Here is a 17,659-nt window from a genome sequence, read left to right as displayed (position 1 = left end):
CCATCGACAGTTCGGCCCGCATCGAAGCATTTCACGCCCGCAGCCGTTAAACAGGCGGTCGGTTTCGTACGCTGAGGAACGGTACTGCGATGGAAAAGACGGCGACGATGACAACAGAGCTGGCGCTGCTGCTGGCGCTTTCGACGCTCTGGGGAGCCTCCTACACCTTCATCAAAATCGGCGTCGAAACCATCCCGCCTGTGACGCTGGTGGCAGCACGGACGCTTGTCGCCGGCTTGCTGCTTCTCGCTATCATCCGCTGGCGCGGCCTCAAGATGCCGCGCGACCGGCAGACGTGGGTCTACTTTCTGGTCCAGGCCTGCCTGAACAGTGTGCTGCCATTTACACTGATCGCCTGGGCCGAGCGGACGACCGATGCCGGCCTTGCAGCAATCCTGAATTCCACGACGCCGATCTTTGCCTTTCTGATCACGGCGCTGATCACACGGCACGAGGTCCTCACAGGCCGCAAGCTGTTCGGTGTATCGGCGGGATTGATCGGAACCGCGCTGATCATCGGTATCGGAGCGCTTGACAGCATGGGAGATGCTCTCTGGGCGCAGCTCGCGATCGTGACCGCCACGATCTGCTATGCAGGCGCCGCGGTCTTCGGCCGGAATTTCAGGGGGCTCGATCCTATGATGCCAGCTGCCGGCTCGCTGATATCGGGGGCGGTAATCCTGATCCCGGTCAGCGTCATCGCCGATCGTCCCTGGACGTTGCAGCCGAGCCTGCATTCCGTCCTCGCTCTCCTTGCCCTCTCTGTCTTTTCGACGGCGCTTGCCTTTGTGATCTATTTCCGCCTCGTGCAGACGCTCGGATCGGTCTGCGCCACGGCTCAGGCCTATCTGAGGGTACCGATCGGCGTTGCAATCGGTGTCGTCTTCCTCGGCGAAACGCTGTCCTCCACGGCAGGCATTGGGCTTGCCTGCGTCATGGCCGGTGTCATTGCAATGACGCTGCCCACCCGAGCGCGGGTCCGTCAGGCGGTCTAATCCGCAATCGCTTGTTCGACAAAAATCGAAAATCGCCTGTTGTCATCGCGCTGTCATTAATGATGAGGATACGGGTCGGCGCAGCGGGGGAATATTGGCGTGGATGCAAAAGAAATGACCGAGGACAAGACGGCAGCTCCACCGGCAGGTACGCCTGCGGAAGTCTTCGGCGCCTTCCTGAAGCTTGGCCTCACCTCGTTCGGCGGACCGGTCGCGCATCTCGGCTATTTCCGCAACGAGCTCGTGACGCGTCGCAAATGGATCGACGAGAAGGGTTATGCCGATCTCGTCGCCCTCTGTCAGTTTCTTCCCGGTCCCGCATCGAGCCAGGTCGGCTTCGCCATGGGCCTGCTGCGCGGCGGGCCGCTGGGGGCGCTTGCGGCGTGGAGCGCATTCACGCTTCCGTCCGCGCTGATCCTCATCATATTCGCAACTGCCGCCACTGCGCTCGACAATCCTCTCGGACAGGGCCTGCTGCACGGATTGAAGCTCGTTGCCGTCGCGGTCGTGGCACAAGCCGTCTGGGGTATGGCACGATCGCTGACGCCCGACAAGCCGCGCGCAGGCATCGCGCTGGCCGCGATTTTCATCGTGACATTGGGCGGAGCGTTCGGCCAGCTCGCAGCCATCGTGCTGGGTGCGGTTTCCGGGCTCGTGCTTTGTCGCGAGGCCGCCATCGAGCACAAGGCAAGTTTTTCGTTCGGTATATCGCGATCATCAGGCGTCACCTGCCTGCTGGCGTTCCTGCTCCTTCTGTTCGGACTGCCGCTTATCGTTTCCATCATGGATTGGCAGGGGCTGCGCCTCTTCGATGCCTTTTATCGCTCAGGCGCGCTGGTGTTTGGCGGCGGCCATGTTGTCCTGCCGCTGCTCGAGGCGGAGGTCGTGAGGCCGGGCTGGGTTTCGGAAAACGCGTTTCTCGCCGGTTACGGTCTCGCACAGGCCGTGCCTGGTCCGCTTTTCACGTTTTCGGCCTATCTCGGGGCAGTGATGGGGCCGGCTCCCAACGGTATCGCGGGCGCGGCCATCGCTCTGGCCGCCATCTTTCTGCCGGGCTTTCTGCTGCTTGTCGGCACCCTGCCTTTCTGGGACAAGCTCAGCACCTATCCGCTGGCGCAGGCAGCCATGCGCGGCGCAAATGCCGCCGTGGTCGGCGTGCTGGGTGCCGCACTCTACAATCCGGTATGGACAAGCGCGGTCCTTACATCGCCTGATTTTGCTCTTGCCCTGTCGGGCTTCCTTCTGCTGGTGGTCTGGAAGGCACCGCCATGGATCGTCGTGGTGCTGATGGCAGCAAGTGCGATCCTGCTGCAGCTTTCCGCCTGAACCGTATCGGGCCAGTCAATTCTTTGGCGACAAGGCGGCTTCTATCGCCGCCCATGCCGCCCGACCAAGCCTTTTATCCGCCGCATCGTTGCCGCCATGGGCGCGAAGGCTGGAGCGGGGCGTCGTCTCGCCTGGAAGCAGCACCCGATGACCCGCCTCGGGGTCAACGACCAGTGACGCCGGCCTGCCGCCTTTTTCGCGCCGGCTGGCAAGCTCATGCGCAGACCTCTCCGAGGGCCAGAGTGCATCGTCTCCGCCAGCCACGAGGACGAGATCTGCGGTGGCCCTCTCGACGGGAATGCGCGCTCGCCACAAGGTTTGCTCGTCCGTATCCAGGCAGCTTTCGAAGAAGGAGCGATAGGACACCAACCCATCGCGATAGTCCCGTTGCCAGGCGGGATCGGCGGGGACGAATTCCAGTGGCTCTCCCTTCCAGGTCCAGGATGAACGTTCGGGCCATTCTCTGCCGTCCTTGCCAGGCCCGATATTGCCCCAGACAACCGAGCTCGGGCTGATCGCTATAACAGAGTTCACGCGCGCGTCCAGGGTGGCGACAAGCAAGGCCGCCTCTGCGCCTTTCGATGTCCCGACGAAGACGATGCGCCGGCATCCCCGCGAAATCAGGTAGTCCGTGGCGTCACTGAAGGTTTCCAGCGGGATTTCGCAAATGCCGGGCGATTGCCCCGTTGCGCCGAACCATTGCAGCGCCAGTGCTTTCGCGCCGGCCCCGGCAAACAATCTCGCACGATCGATATCGACCCTGCCGCTGGAACCGCTGAGCACGACGACACCGGTCTCATTCGCATCGGGCCGGGAGACGAATGCGCCGTTTACCCGGCCTTCGAGCCGTTCGATTTTGCAGCTGTCCATCGCGCTTGTTACCATGCTGACATCTTGTTGAATTATCGGATGGTTCTCGACTGTCACTGAGGACGGAGCCTATCATGGTCGAGCATGCGCGTGCAGGGGCCTCTTTCGAGGATGCCGATGTCGTCAGCAACTATCCTTACCGTCCGCCATATCCCGAGGCGATCTACGGGAAGTTGCTTGCCATCGCGCCTAAGCGCAGCTGTCTGCTGGATATAGGCTGCGGCCCCGGCAAGATTTCACGGCCGCTCTCGCGGCATTTCGAAAAGGTCATAGCCGTCGATCCCTCCCGCCACATGGTCGAGCTCGGTCAGAGCCTGGAGGAGGGGCGCGCACGCAATCTTCACTGGATCGTCGGTTTCGCCGAAGATGTCGATATCCCCGATCGTCCCGATCTCATCGTTGCTGCTGCCAGCATCCACTGGATGGATCACAAGCGCCTTTTCGCGCGGCTGAAAACCTACGCCGCCGCCGATCACCGGGTGGCGGTCATATCAGGAGATGCGCCTTTCCAACCGGCCTGGGAAGCGGACTGGCAGTCTTTTCTCACCAGATGGGTTCCTGCCATAACAGGCGAGGCGTTCGATCCCATTGGCAAGCGAGAGAACTGGTCGGCCTATAAGGCGTTCCTCGACGTCGAAGGCTCCGAGCATTTCCACTCCGCTCCATTCGAGCAAAGCGTGGAAGACTTCATTCGCTGCCAGCATTCGCGCGATACGTTCGCGCCATCCCGTCTGGCCGGCAGGATGAACGAGTTCGACGGAGAGCTCGGCGAGATGCTGGCTCCCTATGCTCGCGAACGAAAACTGAGTTTCATCGTCCGGACGAAACTGGTCTGGGGCTCGATCAGCTTGTGATCTGCTTGTGCCCAAAACCGCAATCCGGCCGGTCAAGATGTTGAACCTCTAGACCACTGCCATGATGACATGGGCCTGAATTTTGGCGGTAACCTCACTGTCGCCATGCCGGTCGGCGATCGCGGATGCGGCACAATCGGTCGCAACGTCCAGTTTTCCCGGGGCTCTGGCTTCGATTTCGCTCCGAAGGACTGTCCCGTGGCAATAGGCGAGGGCAGGAATCCGGGGCGAGGATGCGCGGCTTTGTTCGGCTTTCGTTTCGATCACCACATGGGAGAAACCTGCCTCTTCCAGCTCGGCGCGGATCAGCGCCTTGTCATGATAGCCGTGCGGCGTGCGGACCAGGAAGCGCGGCGGATCATCCGGAAACATCGTCGCAAGGGCATTCGTCACGTCGTCGGCAAAAACATTCTCCTCGATGCGGTCCCATACGTTGAACAGGAAATGTCCGCCGGGCTTCAAGACACGCTTTGCTTCGCGGTAGCCGGATATGCGGTTCGGGAAGAACATCGCGCCGAACTGACAGCAGACGAGATCGAAGGCGGCATTTTCAAAGGGCAGCGCCAGAGCATCCGCCTGGCGCCATTCCAGGCGACTATCGAAGCCTTGCTGCGAAGCGGCATAGTCGAGCATCGGCTGGTTGAGATCGCTGATGATATAGCGTGCGCCCGACGACAGTTTCGGCGCCAGTGCGCGGGTGACGACCCCGGTGCCTGCTGCTGTTTCCAGAACGACGCCGGGCGACAGCGAAGCCGCTCTCCGGGCAAGATCCATGGCGAAGGGCTCAAAAATCAGCGGCACCATATAGTGGTCGTAGTTTTCCGGGATCGAGCCGACAAACAGCTTGTCCTTTTCCAGCATTGTCGTCACCTTCCGCCGCCCAATAGGGCTTCAATCACATCGGGTTCACTGCCGCTCACAGCCGCAGGCTGTCGTCCAGCCAGACCCGGAAGCCGCCGCGGAAGGCGTTGTCGTTGTTGCCACGCCGGCATTTGGGCGGCATATCCTTCAGCTTTTCGACGTTGCCGCCACCGATGACGATATAATCAGGCAGCAGGGCGGCGGCCAGGCGGTCGGCGACGTCGAAGACCGATTTTCGCCATCTGCCCTTACCGCGACCTTCCAGGCCGCGTTCGCCGACATAGTCCTCGAATGTCGCCTTCTTGTAGGGCATGTGCGCCAGTTCGAGCGGCATGCAGACGTTCTCGGCGATCATCGCCGAGCCTAGGCCGGTGCCGAGGCCAAGAAAGAGCGTACGGCCGGCCTCGTAGCTGCCGATCGCCTGCATCAGCGCGTCGTTGACCATGCGCACGGGCTTGCCGAGGGCTTTTTCGAAATCGAAGCCCTTCCATCCCGGGCCGAGGTTGAACGGTTCAGCCGCGGGGCGGTGGGCAGCGACGGGGCCAGGATAACCCATGGCGACGACATCATAGTGCCAGTCGGCCGTCAGATCGGTAAGGGCTGCGACCATCTTCGCCGCCGTCATCGCGCGCCCCGATACGACCGAGCGTCGCTCGCTGCCGCTGCTGAGTTCCGCCTTCACATGCGAGCCGCCGATATCGACGGCGAGCACGATGCGGCCGGCCGGCGCCGCAACCTTCGGCTTGGCTCGCTCACGCGTCTGCTTTTCTTCCATTACGTCGGCCATGGCTGGCGCTCCTCTCGGCTGTACCCTTATTCCTTCCCGCGCTATTCTATAGGGCTCGCGCTATTCTATCGGGCGCAAGATCGTAGCCGGCTGTCAAGCCGGTATATTGCGGATCGCTTAATTTCATCTCACGATGGCACGGAAGACGAGCAAATAGAGCGGAGGAACAGCACTTGGCCTTTCCGACACGACCACCCGGTTCCGTCGAGCCGCCAGGTGCGCCGGGCATCGAGCCCCGATGGACGTCCAGTGACAAGAGTGCTGTTGGTACCGCCGTCAGTTCGGCGAGCTGCGTCTGGTTCACGGCAAGCCACGGCATCCTCAACGAGATCTACGCGCCACGGCTCGATATGGCCTGCGTGCGGGATTTCGGTTTCATCGTCACGGCTCCGGGCTATTTCTCCGAGGAGAAGCGCGACGCCGATCACAGCGTACAGGCGATCGAGGACGGCGTCCCGGCCTTCCGCCTCGTCAATACCGCCCGCGACGGGCGCTATCGCATCACCAAGACCATCTTTTCAGACCCTGAGCGCGAGGTGGTGCTGCAGGACATCTGCTTCGAGGCACTGATAGGCAATCTCTCAGACTACCGGCTGCATGCGCTTGTCGCCCCACATCTCGTCAATGGCGGCGCCGACAACAACGGCTGGTATGATGATTTCAAGGGCAGGCAGATGCTCTTTGCCGAGGGTTCCGGGCGGTCGCTCGCCATTGGCGCTTCGGTGCCCTGGCTTGCGCGGTCAGTGGGCTATGTCGGCATTTCCGACGGCTGGCAGACGCTGTCGCGCGGCGAGGGGCTGAATGAGGAGTACAGCTGCGCCACATCAGGCAATGTCGCGCTGTCAGGGACACTGGATATGCAGGCGGGCAAGGGCCAAGCTGACCAGGGAAGGGCGCTGATCGCCATCGGCTTCGGCACGCAGCCGGAGGAGGCTGCCCTGCGCACGCTGCTCAGCCTTCAGCAGGGCACGGAACCGGCGCTGAAACATTATCGCAGCGGCTGGCGGGAATGGCAGGCCGGCCTGCTTGCGCTCGACGAACCACATGATCCTGACAAGCTCAACCGTTACCGCGTCAGCACCGGCGTGCTTGCCACGCACCGCGATGATGCGTCCGGCGCCATCATCGCCAGCCTTTCCATCCCCTGGGGCTTCAGCAAAGGCGATGACGACCTTGGCGGTTATCATCTGGTGTGGACGCGCGATCTGGTGGAAACGGCGGGCGGTCTGCTTGCGGCCGGGGCCACAGCGGATGCACGCTCCGTGCTCGACTATCTCGCTGTCATCCAGGAAGCGGACGGCCATTGGGTGCAGAATGCCTGGCTGGACGGCAGACCCTACTGGTACGGCATCCAGATGGATGAGACGGCCTTTCCGATCCTGCTCTATGACATGTTGCTGCGTGCGGGCGCGATCGATGCCTCGGAGAGGGGACGCTATCTGCCCATGGTCGAGGCGGCTGCGGGCTATATCGTCAGAAACGGCCCCGCCACCCAGGAGGATCGCTGGGAGGAGGATGCCGGCTACTCGCCGTTTACGCTCGCCGTCGAGATCGCCGGCCTGCTTGCGGCGGCCGATGCCATGGAAGCGGCGGAGCGGCTGGATGCGGCGCACTATCTGCGCGAGGTCGCCGACGGCTGGAACGAGCGCATCGAGGAATGGACCTACGCCACCGATACCGAACTGTCGCGCCGTCTCGGCATCGAAGGCTATTATGTGCGCATCGCCTCGGCGACCGATGGCAGCCTGTCACTGCGGCGTGACTTCATTCCGATCCGCAATCGGGACGATCTCGGCGAGGTGCTTGAAGCGGACCTGCTGATAAGCCCGGATGCGCTGGCGCTGGTGCGCTTCGGCCTCCGCGCCGCCGACGACCCGCGCATGCTCGGCACAGTCGCGGCAATCGATGCGGAGTTGCGCCGCGACCTTCCGGCCGGTCCCTACTGGTATCGCTACAATGACGACGGGTATGGCGAGCGCATCGGCGGTGCGCCCTTTGCCGGCAGCGGTGTCGGCAGGCTCTGGCCGCTCTTGACCGGCGAGCGCGCCCATTATGAACTCGCCGCCGGGCGAGCGGACGAAGCGCAGCGGATGCTTGCTGCGCTGGAAGCTTCGGCAAGCGAAGGTGGGCTCTTGCCTGAACAGATCTGGGACAGCGAGGACGTGCCGCAGCGCGAGCTTTTCCTCGGCCGACCCTCGGGCAGCGCCATGCCGCTCGTCTGGGCGCATGCCGAACATATCAAGCTGCTGCGCTCGCTGCGCGACGGCGTGATCTTCGACATGCCGCCCCAGACCTTTGCCCGCTATGTCGCAGCAAAGCCGGCGCCGGCACCGTTCTCCTGGCGGCTGACGGCCCGACGCGACCAGATGCAGGCGGGCCGGCGGCTCCGCATCGAACTGCCCGAGCCTGCTCTGGTACGCTGGTCCACCGACGGCTGGGCAAGCGCCGCCGACAGCCCATGCCACGACACCGGCTTCGGCACTCATGTCGTCGACCTCCCGACAAAGACGCTCGGCCCCGGCATGATCGACTTCACGATCTTCTGGAAGGATGCGCAGCGCTGGGAGGGCGCGGATTTTCAGATCGAGGTGGTTTGAGGCGGAATCCATTTCCGCCAGTCTCGCGGAATTCCAGCCAATAACAAAAGTGGCCGTTTCCGGCCGCTAAAGGGATTTGTTCCAGTTTCTCTGTATTTCCGGAAGTATTTCCGAAAAACCTTGGGATCCGGTCAGAGGCCAGCCCCAGGGGATCAGGACTAAAGTCCAGACCCAGGGATCAGGACTAAAGTCCAGACCCAGGGATCAGGACTTGTAGATCAGCCAGCTCTTGGTGAATTCTTTCTGCATGCCGTCCTCATAGACGACGGTGCAGTTGCGGCCGGCGTTTTTCGCGCTGTAAAGCGCGATATCGCTCTTGGAGTAGAGCTCGCCGGCATCGTCGGCGTGCGAGGCCATGCAGATGCCGATGGAGACCGTGACCGGGCCGTAATTGACGCGGGTGCGGGAATTCTTGAAGGGGGTGGATTCCAGCGTCCGGCGAATGCGCTCGGCGACCGCCGTCACTTCGTCCAGCGTGTTGCCGTCGATGATGAGCGCGAATTCCTCGCCGCCGGTGCGGGCGACGAAAACATCGCGCCGGACATTGGTGCGGATGACGGAGGCGACCGTCGCCAGAACCTTGTCGCCGACCGGATGGCCGTAGGTATCGTTGATCTTCTTGAAATTGTCGATGTCGGCCAAGAGCAGGGCGGTGACCGGACGCAACGCCGGATTATTGAAGACGGCGGCCAGCCGGTCGTCGAAGGCGCGGCGGTTGGACAGGCGTGTCAGCGAGTCGGTATTGGCGATGCGCTTGTATTCGTCGAGTTCCTTACGGACCTGATCCATCTCCTGCGAGCGCTGCACCATGTCTTCTACGGTCTTTTCGCCATGGGTGATCGTATCGCCGGTTGCCTGGGTGAGCAGGTCGATGGCGTTTTCGATGAGATCGGCGCTCGTCGTGCTCTTGGAACTGATGCGCTTGCAGGTTTCGTTCAGCAGCCGGTTATAGCTTTCGAGCGAGGTCTGCTCCTGGCGCAGCACGCGCAGCAGGCCTTCCAACTCGCCGGCAATGCGGCTGTGGGCATCATCGAAGATCTTGGCTGGTGCAGTGTGGGAGCAATGCTGGGTGCCGAGAGCGTCGAGCTCGGCCTGCGTCGCCTGGCTGCCGAGCGCAGCAAGGTCACGGGTGAGCGCCGGGTTGGAGCCAATATAGGCTTCGTAGAAGAGTTCGTAGTTGCGGGGAATTGGTGCAACGCCCATGGAGCGCATGGCATAGGTGATCTGACCCGCCACATCGGGAACCTGCACCTTGGGCGCAACGGCCGTATTCATTCCGGCAACTCCTCATCCAATTCTTAAGCAATCTTCTATTTGTTATCTTAGATTTCTTGGGAAATGATTAAAGCGACATATACCAAAGATTACATACGATAAGTTTGATGGGGATCAATACTACGATCAGCCCTATGATTTTTCTGAAATATTTGTAAGTTCGACTGTAACGGAGACACCTCTTATGCGCGAGGTGCCCCAAAAAAGTTCAATCGTTTTCTCTTTTCAGGAATTGTTTTCGTTTTGTTGACGGTCGGTATCTTTGGTCTGGTCTACTGGCGGGCAGGGCGAGGCGACAGATTCTGTCTCAAGAGACCGGATTTATGGGGATCGGATCGCGGTCCCCTGTCGAAGGCATGAGATTATGGAATCGCCTCGCCACACTTCTCCCGCCATACTTGCGCTCGCCATCATTGCCGGCTGCGCTTTTCTCTTACAGCAGACCGGCTTCTTCAACGGCATCTTCAGCACGGATATCCTCGCCAGCGTAAAGGCGGAGGATATTCTCAGCGCATCCGATATCGCCGCCATGGAAAGACCCGTAATCCAGCCCATGACGGCGGCCCATATCGATCCGGCCGAGACGGCCTCTGTGCGATAGCTAGCAGCCTTAGTCTCAGCCGAGGTTCAGTTCCTGGAAGAAGTCGTTGCCCTTGTCGTCGATGACGATGAAGGCCGGGAAGTCTTCCACCTCTATCTTCCAGACCGCTTCCATGCCGAGTTCGGGATATTCCAGCACATCGACCTTGCGGATGCAGTCCTGCGCCAGGCGGGCGGCCGGGCCGCCGATGGAACCGAGATAGAAGCCCTGATGCTTCTTGCAGGCTTCGCGCACGGCGCGTGAGCGGTTGCCCTTGGCGAGCATCACCATGGAGCCGCCGAAGGACTGGAACTGGTCGACATAGGAATCCATGCGGCCGGCGGTCGTCGGGCCGAAGGAGCCGGACGCGTAACCGGCGGGCGTCTTGGCCGGGCCGGCATAATAGACCGGGTGATTCTTCATATAGTCCGGCATGCCTTCGCCCTTTTCGAGCCGTTCGCGGATCTTTGCATGTGCAAGGTCGCGGGCGACGATGATCGTGCCCGATAGCGACAGGCGCGTCTTGACCGGATGCTTTGAAAGCTCGGCGAGAATATCGGCCATCGGCTGGTTCAGATCGACACGCACGACGGATTCGGACAGCTTCGCCTCGTCGATGTCGGGCATGTACTTGGACGGATCGGTTTCCAGCTGCTCGATGAAGATGCCGTCGCGGGTGATCTTGCCCTTGGCCTGGCGGTCGGCGGAACAGGAGACGCCGAGGCCGATCGGCAGCGAGGCACCATGGCGGGGCAGGCGGATGACGCGCACGTCATGACAGAAATACTTGCCGCCGAACTGGGCGCCGACGCCGAGGCTCTGCGTCAGCTTGTGGATCTCCTTTTCCATCTCGATGTCGCGGAAGGCGTGTCCATTTTCGGAGCCTTCGGTCGGCAGCTCGTCGAGGTAGCGGGTGGAGGCGAGCTTGACGGTCTTCAGGTTCATCTCGGCCGAGGTGCCACCGATGACGATTGCCAAATGGTAGGGGGGACAGGCTGCCGTACCCAAGGTGAGGATCTTCTCCTTGAGGAAGTCCAGCATGCGGTCATGCGACAGGAGCGAGGGCGTGCCCTGGAAGAGGAAGGTCTTGTTAGCCGAGCCGCCGCCCTTGGCGACGAAGAGGAAGTCGTAGCTGTCGGTGCCTTCCTCATAGATATCGATCTGCGCCGGCAGATTGTTCTTGGTGTTCTTTTCCTCGAACATCTTGATGGGAGCGAGTTGCGAATAGCGCAGGTTCTTCTTTTCATAGGCGTCGAGCACGCCCTTAGAGAGAGCAGCCGTATCGCCGCCTTCGGTCCACACGCGACGGCCCTTCTTGCCCATGATGATCGCCGTGCCCGTATCCTGGCACATGGGCAGCACACCACCGGCGGCGATATTGGCATTCTTCAAGAGGTCGTAGGCAACGAAACGGTCATTGTCGGTCGCTTCCGGATCGTCGAGGATCGAGGCGAGCTGCTTCAGATGGCCGGGGCGCAGCAGATGGTTGATGTCGGCAAAGGCGGTTTCGGCGAGCAGGCGGATGCCCTCAGGGTCGACCGTCAGAATCTCCTGACCCTTGAAGCTGTCGACCGAGACATAGTCGCTGCTGATCTTGCGGTAAGGGGTGGTGTCGGCGCCGAGGGGGAAGAGATCGTCAGCCATCGAAGTGACCTTTCTGGTGGGATATTTTTGGAACCGGTCTAAAACTGGCTGGGGGTAAAAGCAATCGCGGAAGGCGCCGGATTGTTGTCAAAAATGCCGCGGCAGGAGTGGCGTTTCTGAGAATTGACGGCGACGTGTCGAGGCGAGAGGTCTCTTGTTCACGCGGCGTCATCCTCGGCCTTGTTGTAAAGCCCGCAGACATACCTGACGGATGTTCGGAGACAGCCTGACAGTCAGTCGGGGCTTTTAAGGTCGATTTCTGCGACCTGAGTTGCACCGAAGAAGACGCTGTAGAGGCCGTCCTGCTGGAGTGGTCGGATGGCGAGATATTCGGTTCTGAAGGCATTAGGCACGCGCCAGAAGCAGAAGCTATCCCAGAAACAGCCAGTATCCGCTCTCGGACTCGTATAGGACATTGGATTGCAAGTTCGCCTTGGTATGTCCTTGATATGCTGCCTTGGCCGGCTTCAAGCAATCCCGCCGCCCGCATACCCCGGCGGTCTGATCTGCCAGCGCCGCATGGCCAGTGACCGATGCTGCTTGATCGGGCCGCCATAGCTTTGTGAGCTTGCGGGTGGCCCGACTGGGGTCTCTGAATGTCGCCGCTCGACGGTGACCAGGCAGCCTACATGCGATGCGAGATGCAACGTCAGGATGGCTATTCAATGAGCCTCACGGGCGATTGCTACAGCCTGGGGAAAACTAGCTGCCTTGGCCATCGTCACGTCGCTCAGTCGAGGCTGGCCGGCGAGGAAAACGGCCGATTGGCGTCCACCACGAAGATGGCCAGCTCATCGAGATCGGTTGTGCCGGCGTTGAACACCTCCATCGGCGTATCGGCCCCGTGTCCGGTCATGGTCATGCCGGCTTCAGTATAGGTCACGCCGTGGGGCGTTTTCTGACCGAGCTTGCCAGTCAGCACATAGAATGCCTCGGATCCCGGATGCGTATGGATTGGCGTCTTAGTGCCGGGCGCTCCGCCAGCGCGATTGACGCGCAGCAAATACTCGCTCGCGCTGATCGGCGGAAGGGGGCCGATCTCGACGACCTTGGTTCCGCCTGTTGTGGATCCATTCTTCGGTCCGAGCGTGAACAGCCAGATCTTGTCCGCAACTTCCGCCGCAAGCGAGGTCGGACCCGCCGCGCCCTGGGCATCCTTCAGCGTCGGGAAATTCTCCAGCCGCCAGTACAATGGCCCAGACGGCAGCTCTGTGACCTTCTTCTCAGCCACCGGCTTGATGAAGAACTTGTTTTCTTCGGACAATGTGGCTGAAGTCATCAGCCCGAAAGCAGATAGGGAAATCATAAGCGCGCCGATATGGCGTACGCTGAGGAATCGCAGCTTCATGGTTGGTCCTCCTACTGATGCTTCGTTGGCGGGCCGCTCGACGGTGAGTGCGATGTCCTGCAATCAGGCGACCGTAGGCGATGCGCCGCCCTCCAGTCTCTCACTGTCAAGGCATGGCGATGGCCGCAAGAAGCGCAAATATCGTTGCTCGAATGTCGTGGAGAAGTGACGAGCGGCAATCGCGCCGTTGATGGCAAACACCTAACCCGCCCGCATATCCATGCGGATTCCCCCTTCGATTGCATTTCCGATAAGTCATTCTACCACAGTTTGGAGGCTGAGGGACCATGTCCAGAACGGCTCCGTTCGCAAAATTTCGGCAGATTTGAGAAATGATCGGATGGTGGGAGGCGTGTGATCGAAATCTATACGCATGGCCGGTTCTCCGCTCTTCGCCTGAAGCCATGAAATGGATCGCGACGCCGCTCCGCCTGCCCGAATGCGTAGCATTGGAGCCGAGTGGGCTGCCCGTGCATGCAGTCCCGACGTTACGAGGTGGTTGGTTGGATGGCATGGTTCCACCCATTGCGGTCCTTCCGGATCGTGGGATGTGGGGAGGCTTCGGGACCAAAAGAGGTCGTGGTTCAAAAATGTGAGATCTGTAAAGCTTGAGCGATTCCACATTTAGGTCAGGGGCTGGGGCAGAGCCGGCCCTTTCACTATATTATCGGCGATCGGCTCACATCGGGCTGATCATCGTCTCCGGGCGCACGATCGCGTCATATTCCTCCGATGTCACCAGCCCACTCGCTAGCGCCTCTTCCTTCAGCGTCGTACCATTCTTGTGTGCCGTCTTGGCGATCTTGGCGGCGGCATCGTAGCCGATCTTGGGGGCAAGGGCGGTCACCAGCATCAGCGAGCGTTCGAGGCCGGCCTTGATATTGTCTTCGCGGGCCTCGATGCCGACGACGCAATTGTCGGTGAAGGAGACGGCTGCATCGCCGAGAAGCTGCACCGACTGCAGGAAGTTATAGGCCATCATCGGATTGTAGACGTTGAGCTCGAAATGGCCCTGGCTGTCGGCAAAGGTGAGGGCCGCGTGGTTGCCGAAGACATGGATGCAGACTTGTGTGAGCGCCTCGCACTGGGTGGGGTTCACCTTGCCGGGCATGATCGAGGAGCCGGGCTCGTTTTCAGGCAGCGCCAGTTCGCCGAGGCCGGCGCGCGGGCCGGAGCCGAGAAGGCGGATGTCGTTGGCGATCTTGAAGAGGGCAGCCGCTGCCGCGTTGATCGCGCCATGGGCGAAGACCATCGAATCATGCGAGGCGAGCGCCTCGAACTTGTTCGGCGCCGTCACGAAGGGCATGTGGGTGATGGCGGCGATCTCTTCGGCGACCTTTTCGGCAAAACCGACCGGCGCGTTGAGACCGGTGCCGACGGCGGTGCCGCCCTGGGCGAGTTCGCAAAGGCCGGGCAGGGTCATTTCGATACGCTTAATGGCGGAGCCCACCTGCGCGGCATAACCGGAAAATTCCTGGCCCAGCGTCAGCGGCGTCGCATCCTGCGTATGCGTGCGCCCGATTTTGATGATGTGGCTGAATTCCGTGACCTTCATGTCGAGGGCGGCATGCAGGTGCTTCAGCGAAGGCAGCAGGTGATGGGCGATCTGTTCGGCGCAAGCGATGTGCATGGCCGTCGGGTAGGTATCGTTCGACGACTGGCTCATATTAACGTGATCGTTCGGGTGCACCGGCTTCTTGGAACCCATGACCCCGCCGAGCATTTCTATGGCACGATTGGAGATCACCTCATTGGCGTTCATGTTGGATTGCGTGCCGGAACCGGTCTGCCAGACGACCAGCGGGAAATGGTCGTTCAGCTTGCCGTCGATCACTTCCTGGGCGGCATCCACGATGGACTTGCCGATGTTGGAATCGAGCTGGCCGAGCGCCATGTTGGCACGCGCCGCCGCCTGCTTGACGATGCCGAGCGCCCGCACGATCGAGAGCGGCTGCTTTTCCCAGCCGATCTTGAAATTGCCGAGCGAACGCTGCGCCTGCGCGCCCCAGTAACGGTCGCTGGCGACTTCGATCGGGCCAAATGTATCGGTTTCGGTGCGGGTGGAACTCATGGCTTCGTGCCTTCCTGTCACATGCTGTTAAGAGCAGTCTTTGAAGATGAGGGACTTATAGGGTGGAAAGCTTTTCAAGAAAACCGGAGCTTATGCGAAATATTGAAGACGGATCTCATGTTTTGCATCGCCATTCAGGCGCTATATGGCCGTGTTTTTTCGGCCACGCCGGGAAATTAATGCAAAGAGTGGCAGAAAGTGCCCTTTCTCACGGTGGAAAATTCGGTAAAAAATTAACTAATAATTTCATAATTTTGTGTGAACTGGCGCACGGCGCTTGCGTTCGACCCCGTCACACAAAGTTGAGCCTGAAAGCGCTGGCAGCGCAGTCCGATTTCTGATGAATGGGCCGCAGCTGCCGGGGAAATTCTGGAAGAATTGATCAGAGCCTTTTTGCTCGACAACAGCATGGTACTGGGACTGGAAAACAAGATGAAATTCGTTTTGAAAAGCGCGGTTTCCGCATTGGCACTTTCCTGCGTGATGGGCGCGGTTCCTGCGCATGCCTATACGCTGATGGACATGTTGCGCGGCGACCGGGCAAGAAGCGGCCAGAGCACGATCATCATGGACCCTTCGGCTCCGGTTCGCGGCAATCCCGGCAATCGTAACGGCCTTGGCGGCGATATCGATCCGGAAGCCGCGATGCCGAAGGTTTCCAGCCCGCGCTACTACACGTACAAGGCTGAAACGCTGCAGTTCGTCGATACGACGAAGTTTGCCGATCCTGTTGTCACCGGCGCGGTCGCCGACGTCTCGGGCGCGGCCACGACCGACGGTGCTCCACAGCGCCACTTCCTGACGGAAGCCAAGGTTCGCGCCAATGCCGATGTCGCCAAGGCCCTGCAGGCCTATTACGGTGACGGCAAGAACCCGCTGGTCTGGGTTTCCAACGATGGCATTAATGATCACGGCAAGGCGGCCCTCAGCGTGCTCGCCGATGCTGCAAGCGTCGGCCTCGATCCGGCCGATTATGCCGTGTCCGAACCGACCATCGATCCGGCCAATCCGGATCCCGATGTCCGCGACCGGGCACTGACGCAGTTCGAACTGGCGCTTTCCTCCAAGGTTCTTGCCTATGTGCAGGACACGACGCGCGGCCGCGTCGACCCCAACAAGCTCTCCGGCTACCATGATTTCCAGCGCAAGGTCGTCAAGCTCGATCCGGTGCTGAAGCTCTCCCGCATGAGCCCTGACGTCGCTGCCTATCTCAACAGCCGCAACCCCGACAGCACGCAGTTCCTGGCGCTGAAGGCCGAGCTTGCCAAGCTGCGCGCCGCCGACGGCGGCAATGAAGCGCCGATCACCATTTCGCTCACTTCCCTGCTGCACCCGGGCGACAGCTCGCTGGAAGTCGCCAACATCGTCAAGGCGATCCAGAAGAATGGTTCGGAAGAGCTGAAGACAGCACATGCTGCCACCTTCTCGGCCTATACCGGCAGCAGCGATTATTCGCCCGAGATCGTGTCACTGGTCGAGGACTTCCAGAAGGAACATGGCCTGAAGCCTGATGGTGTCATCGGCCAGGCGACCGTGCGCACCATGACCGGCGGCGACAGCAACGGCTCCAAGATCGACAAGCTCGTCGTTGCCATGGAGCAGGCGCGCTGGTTGCCTGATGATCTCGGCCCGCGCTATGTGATGATCAACCAGCCGGCCTTCATGGCCTACTACTATAACGACTCCAAGCAGCAGCTCGCGATGCGCACGGTCGTCGGCGGCAAGAACAACCAGACCTATTTCTTCGACGACGAAATCGAGACGGTCGAGTTCAACCCGTTCTGGGGCGTGCCGCAGTCGATCATCATCAACGAGATGCTGCCGAAGCTGCGCTCCGACCCGAACTATCTGGACCAGATGGGCTACGAGGTCGAAGTCGGCGGCCGTGCCGTTCCGTCTTCCAGCGTCGATTGGTATGGCTCGACGCAGAACATCTCGGTCCGCCAGCCGCCCAGCAGCGACAATGCGCTGGGTGAACTGAAGATCCTGTTCCCGAACAGCCATGCCATCTACATGCACGACACGCCCTCGAAGAGCTTCTTCAAGCGCGACATGCGTGCGCTGAGCCACGGTTGCGTGCGCCTTGCAGACCCGCGCGCCATGGCGGCCGCCGTTCTCGGCACGACGGTGGATGATGTGGCGAAGCAGATTGCGACAGGCCAGAACCATGCGGTGAAGGTGCCGCAGAAGATCCCGGTCTATGTGTCCTATTTCACGGCATGGCCGAACAAGGATGGCGTGATCGAGTATTTCGACGACGTCTATGGCCGCGATGCCTATGTCGACAAGGCATTCGATGTGACGACGAAGTCGCGTGAGGCGCAGATCTGACGCCAAGCGTTTGACTGGTAATTTGAACGGGCGGTCTTTGGGTCGCCCGTTTTGTTTTTGGGTGTTTGCCTACGGGAAATATGAGGAGAGGGGTCGTGACTGCAGATGCATCAACCCGAT

13 protein-coding genes and 1 pseudogene are annotated in these 17,659 nt (G+C 60.8%); 6 read left to right on the top strand and 8 right to left on the bottom strand.

Features of this window, described 5'->3' with window-relative positions; genetic code table 11:
* The first annotated feature begins 89 nt into the window (after window positions 1-89).
* Window positions 90-995 carry a DMT family transporter gene (locus AB8B33_RS09490; RefSeq protein WP_439015150.1) on the top strand — a complete coding sequence of 302 codons (906 nt, stop codon included), beginning with the start codon at window positions 90-92 and terminating at the stop codon, window positions 993-995.
* A gap of 114 nt (window positions 996-1,109) precedes the next feature.
* Window positions 1,110-2,321, top strand: a complete 1,212-nt coding sequence (gene chrA / locus AB8B33_RS09485) for a chromate efflux transporter (protein ID WP_439017212.1) — start codon at window positions 1,110-1,112, stop codon at window positions 2,319-2,321.
* Window positions 2,322-2,336: 15 nt separating this feature from the next.
* On the opposite strand, the gene AB8B33_RS09480 is transcribed toward chrA, so the two are convergent.
* Window positions 2,337-3,191, bottom strand: a complete 855-nt coding sequence (locus tag AB8B33_RS09480) for an acyl-CoA thioester hydrolase/BAAT C-terminal domain-containing protein (RefSeq protein ID WP_439017211.1) — start codon at window positions 3,189-3,191, stop codon at window positions 2,337-2,339.
* Window positions 3,192-3,265: 74 nt separating this feature from the next.
* Here AB8B33_RS09480 and AB8B33_RS09475 point away from each other — a divergent pair, with 74 nt between their 5' ends.
* Complete coding sequence (locus tag AB8B33_RS09475) at window positions 3,266-4,045, top strand: class I SAM-dependent methyltransferase (RefSeq protein WP_439015149.1); 780 nt, start codon at window positions 3,266-3,268, stop codon at window positions 4,043-4,045.
* A gap of 48 nt (window positions 4,046-4,093) precedes the next feature.
* Here AB8B33_RS09475 and AB8B33_RS09470 read toward each other — a convergent pair whose 3' ends face one another.
* Window positions 4,094-4,906 carry a class I SAM-dependent methyltransferase gene (locus tag AB8B33_RS09470; protein ID WP_439015148.1) on the bottom strand — a complete coding sequence of 271 codons (813 nt, stop codon included), beginning with the start codon at window positions 4,904-4,906 and terminating at the stop codon, window positions 4,094-4,096.
* A 55-nt stretch (window positions 4,907-4,961) separates the two neighbouring features.
* Window positions 4,962-5,693 (bottom strand): ROK family protein, encoded by a 732-nt coding sequence (locus AB8B33_RS09465; protein ID WP_439015147.1) that lies wholly within the window; start codon window positions 5,691-5,693, stop codon window positions 4,962-4,964.
* A gap of 173 nt (window positions 5,694-5,866) precedes the next feature.
* Here AB8B33_RS09465 and AB8B33_RS09460 point away from each other — a divergent pair, with 173 nt between their 5' ends.
* Window positions 5,867-8,290 carry a glucan 1,4-alpha-glucosidase gene (locus tag AB8B33_RS09460; protein WP_439015146.1) on the top strand — a complete coding sequence of 808 codons (2,424 nt, stop codon included), beginning with the start codon at window positions 5,867-5,869 and terminating at the stop codon, window positions 8,288-8,290.
* A 204-nt stretch (window positions 8,291-8,494) separates the two neighbouring features.
* Here AB8B33_RS09460 and AB8B33_RS09455 read toward each other — a convergent pair whose 3' ends face one another.
* Window positions 8,495-9,565, bottom strand: a complete 1,071-nt coding sequence (locus AB8B33_RS09455; protein WP_113323468.1) for a GGDEF domain-containing protein — start codon at window positions 9,563-9,565, stop codon at window positions 8,495-8,497.
* A 364-nt stretch (window positions 9,566-9,929) separates the two neighbouring features.
* On the opposite strand from AB8B33_RS09455, the gene AB8B33_RS09450 reads away from it, so the two are divergent.
* Window positions 9,930-10,166, top strand: coding sequence for a hypothetical protein (locus AB8B33_RS09450; protein WP_113323467.1), 237 nt, complete (start codon window positions 9,930-9,932; stop codon window positions 10,164-10,166).
* 15 nt (window positions 10,167-10,181) lie between these two features.
* Here the strand turns inward: AB8B33_RS09450 and AB8B33_RS09445 are convergent, their stop codons facing one another.
* From AB8B33_RS09445 to fumC, 4 genes and pseudogenes are all read right to left on the bottom strand, one after another.
* A complete protein-coding gene (locus AB8B33_RS09445; RefSeq protein ID WP_113323466.1) occupies window positions 10,182-11,789 on the bottom strand; it encodes a fumarate hydratase in 1,608 nt (535 codons plus the stop codon).
* Between the two features lie 233 nt (window positions 11,790-12,022).
* Window positions 12,023-12,148 (bottom strand): annotated as a pseudogene (locus tag AB8B33_RS09440) (IS481 family transposase); the annotation flags it as partial.
* Between the two features lie 371 nt (window positions 12,149-12,519).
* Window positions 12,520-13,137: a cupin domain-containing protein gene (locus tag AB8B33_RS09435; RefSeq protein WP_439015145.1), complete on the bottom strand. Its 618-nt coding sequence runs from the start codon at window positions 13,135-13,137 to the stop codon at window positions 12,520-12,522.
* Window positions 13,138-13,816: 679 nt separating this feature from the next.
* A complete protein-coding gene (gene fumC, locus AB8B33_RS09430; protein ID WP_439015144.1) occupies window positions 13,817-15,208 on the bottom strand; it encodes a class II fumarate hydratase in 1,392 nt (463 codons plus the stop codon).
* 432 nt (window positions 15,209-15,640) lie between these two features.
* On the opposite strand from fumC, the gene AB8B33_RS09425 reads away from it, so the two are divergent.
* On the top strand, window positions 15,641-17,539 hold the full coding sequence (locus AB8B33_RS09425; protein WP_439015143.1) for a L,D-transpeptidase family protein: 1,899 nt from the start codon (window positions 15,641-15,643) through the stop codon (window positions 17,537-17,539).
* The last annotated feature ends 120 nt before the right edge of the window (window positions 17,540-17,659 follow it).

This window comes from Rhizobium sp. 768_B6_N1_8 (assembly GCF_051811225.1).
Taxonomy (GTDB): Bacteria; Pseudomonadota; Alphaproteobacteria; order Rhizobiales; family Rhizobiaceae; genus Rhizobium.
This window is presented reverse-complemented; position numbering and strand designations above follow the sequence as displayed.

Bases quoted from the DNA above. Each gene is read 5' to 3' on its own strand.
- AB8B33_RS09475 (WP_439015149.1), top strand. From the start codon at position 3,266: ATGGTCGAGCATGCGCGTGCAGGGGCCTCTTTCGAGGATGCCGATGTC.
- AB8B33_RS09465 (WP_439015147.1), bottom strand. From the start codon at position 5,693: ATGGCCGACGTAATGGAAGAAAAGCAGACGCGTGAGCGAGCCAAGCCG.
- AB8B33_RS09480 (WP_439017211.1), bottom strand. From the start codon at position 3,191: ATGGACAGCTGCAAAATCGAACGGCTCGAAGGCCGGGTAAACGGCGCA.
- AB8B33_RS09455 (WP_113323468.1), bottom strand. From the start codon at position 9,565: ATGAATACGGCCGTTGCGCCCAAGGTGCAGGTTCCCGATGTGGCGGGT.
- AB8B33_RS09470 (WP_439015148.1), bottom strand. From the start codon at position 4,906: ATGCTGGAAAAGGACAAGCTGTTTGTCGGCTCGATCCCGGAAAACTAC.
- fumC (WP_439015144.1), bottom strand. From the start codon at position 15,208: ATGAGTTCCACCCGCACCGAAACCGATACATTTGGCCCGATCGAAGTC.
- chrA (WP_439017212.1), top strand. From the start codon at position 1,110: ATGACCGAGGACAAGACGGCAGCTCCACCGGCAGGTACGCCTGCGGAA.
- AB8B33_RS09435 (WP_439015145.1), bottom strand. From the start codon at position 13,137: ATGAAGCTGCGATTCCTCAGCGTACGCCATATCGGCGCGCTTATGATT.
- AB8B33_RS09425 (WP_439015143.1), top strand. From the start codon at position 15,641: ATGAAATTCGTTTTGAAAAGCGCGGTTTCCGCATTGGCACTTTCCTGC.
- AB8B33_RS09450 (WP_113323467.1), top strand. From the start codon at position 9,930: ATGGAATCGCCTCGCCACACTTCTCCCGCCATACTTGCGCTCGCCATC.
- AB8B33_RS09490 (WP_439015150.1), top strand. From the start codon at position 90: ATGGAAAAGACGGCGACGATGACAACAGAGCTGGCGCTGCTGCTGGCG.
- AB8B33_RS09445 (WP_113323466.1), bottom strand. From the start codon at position 11,789: ATGGCTGACGATCTCTTCCCCCTCGGCGCCGACACCACCCCTTACCGC.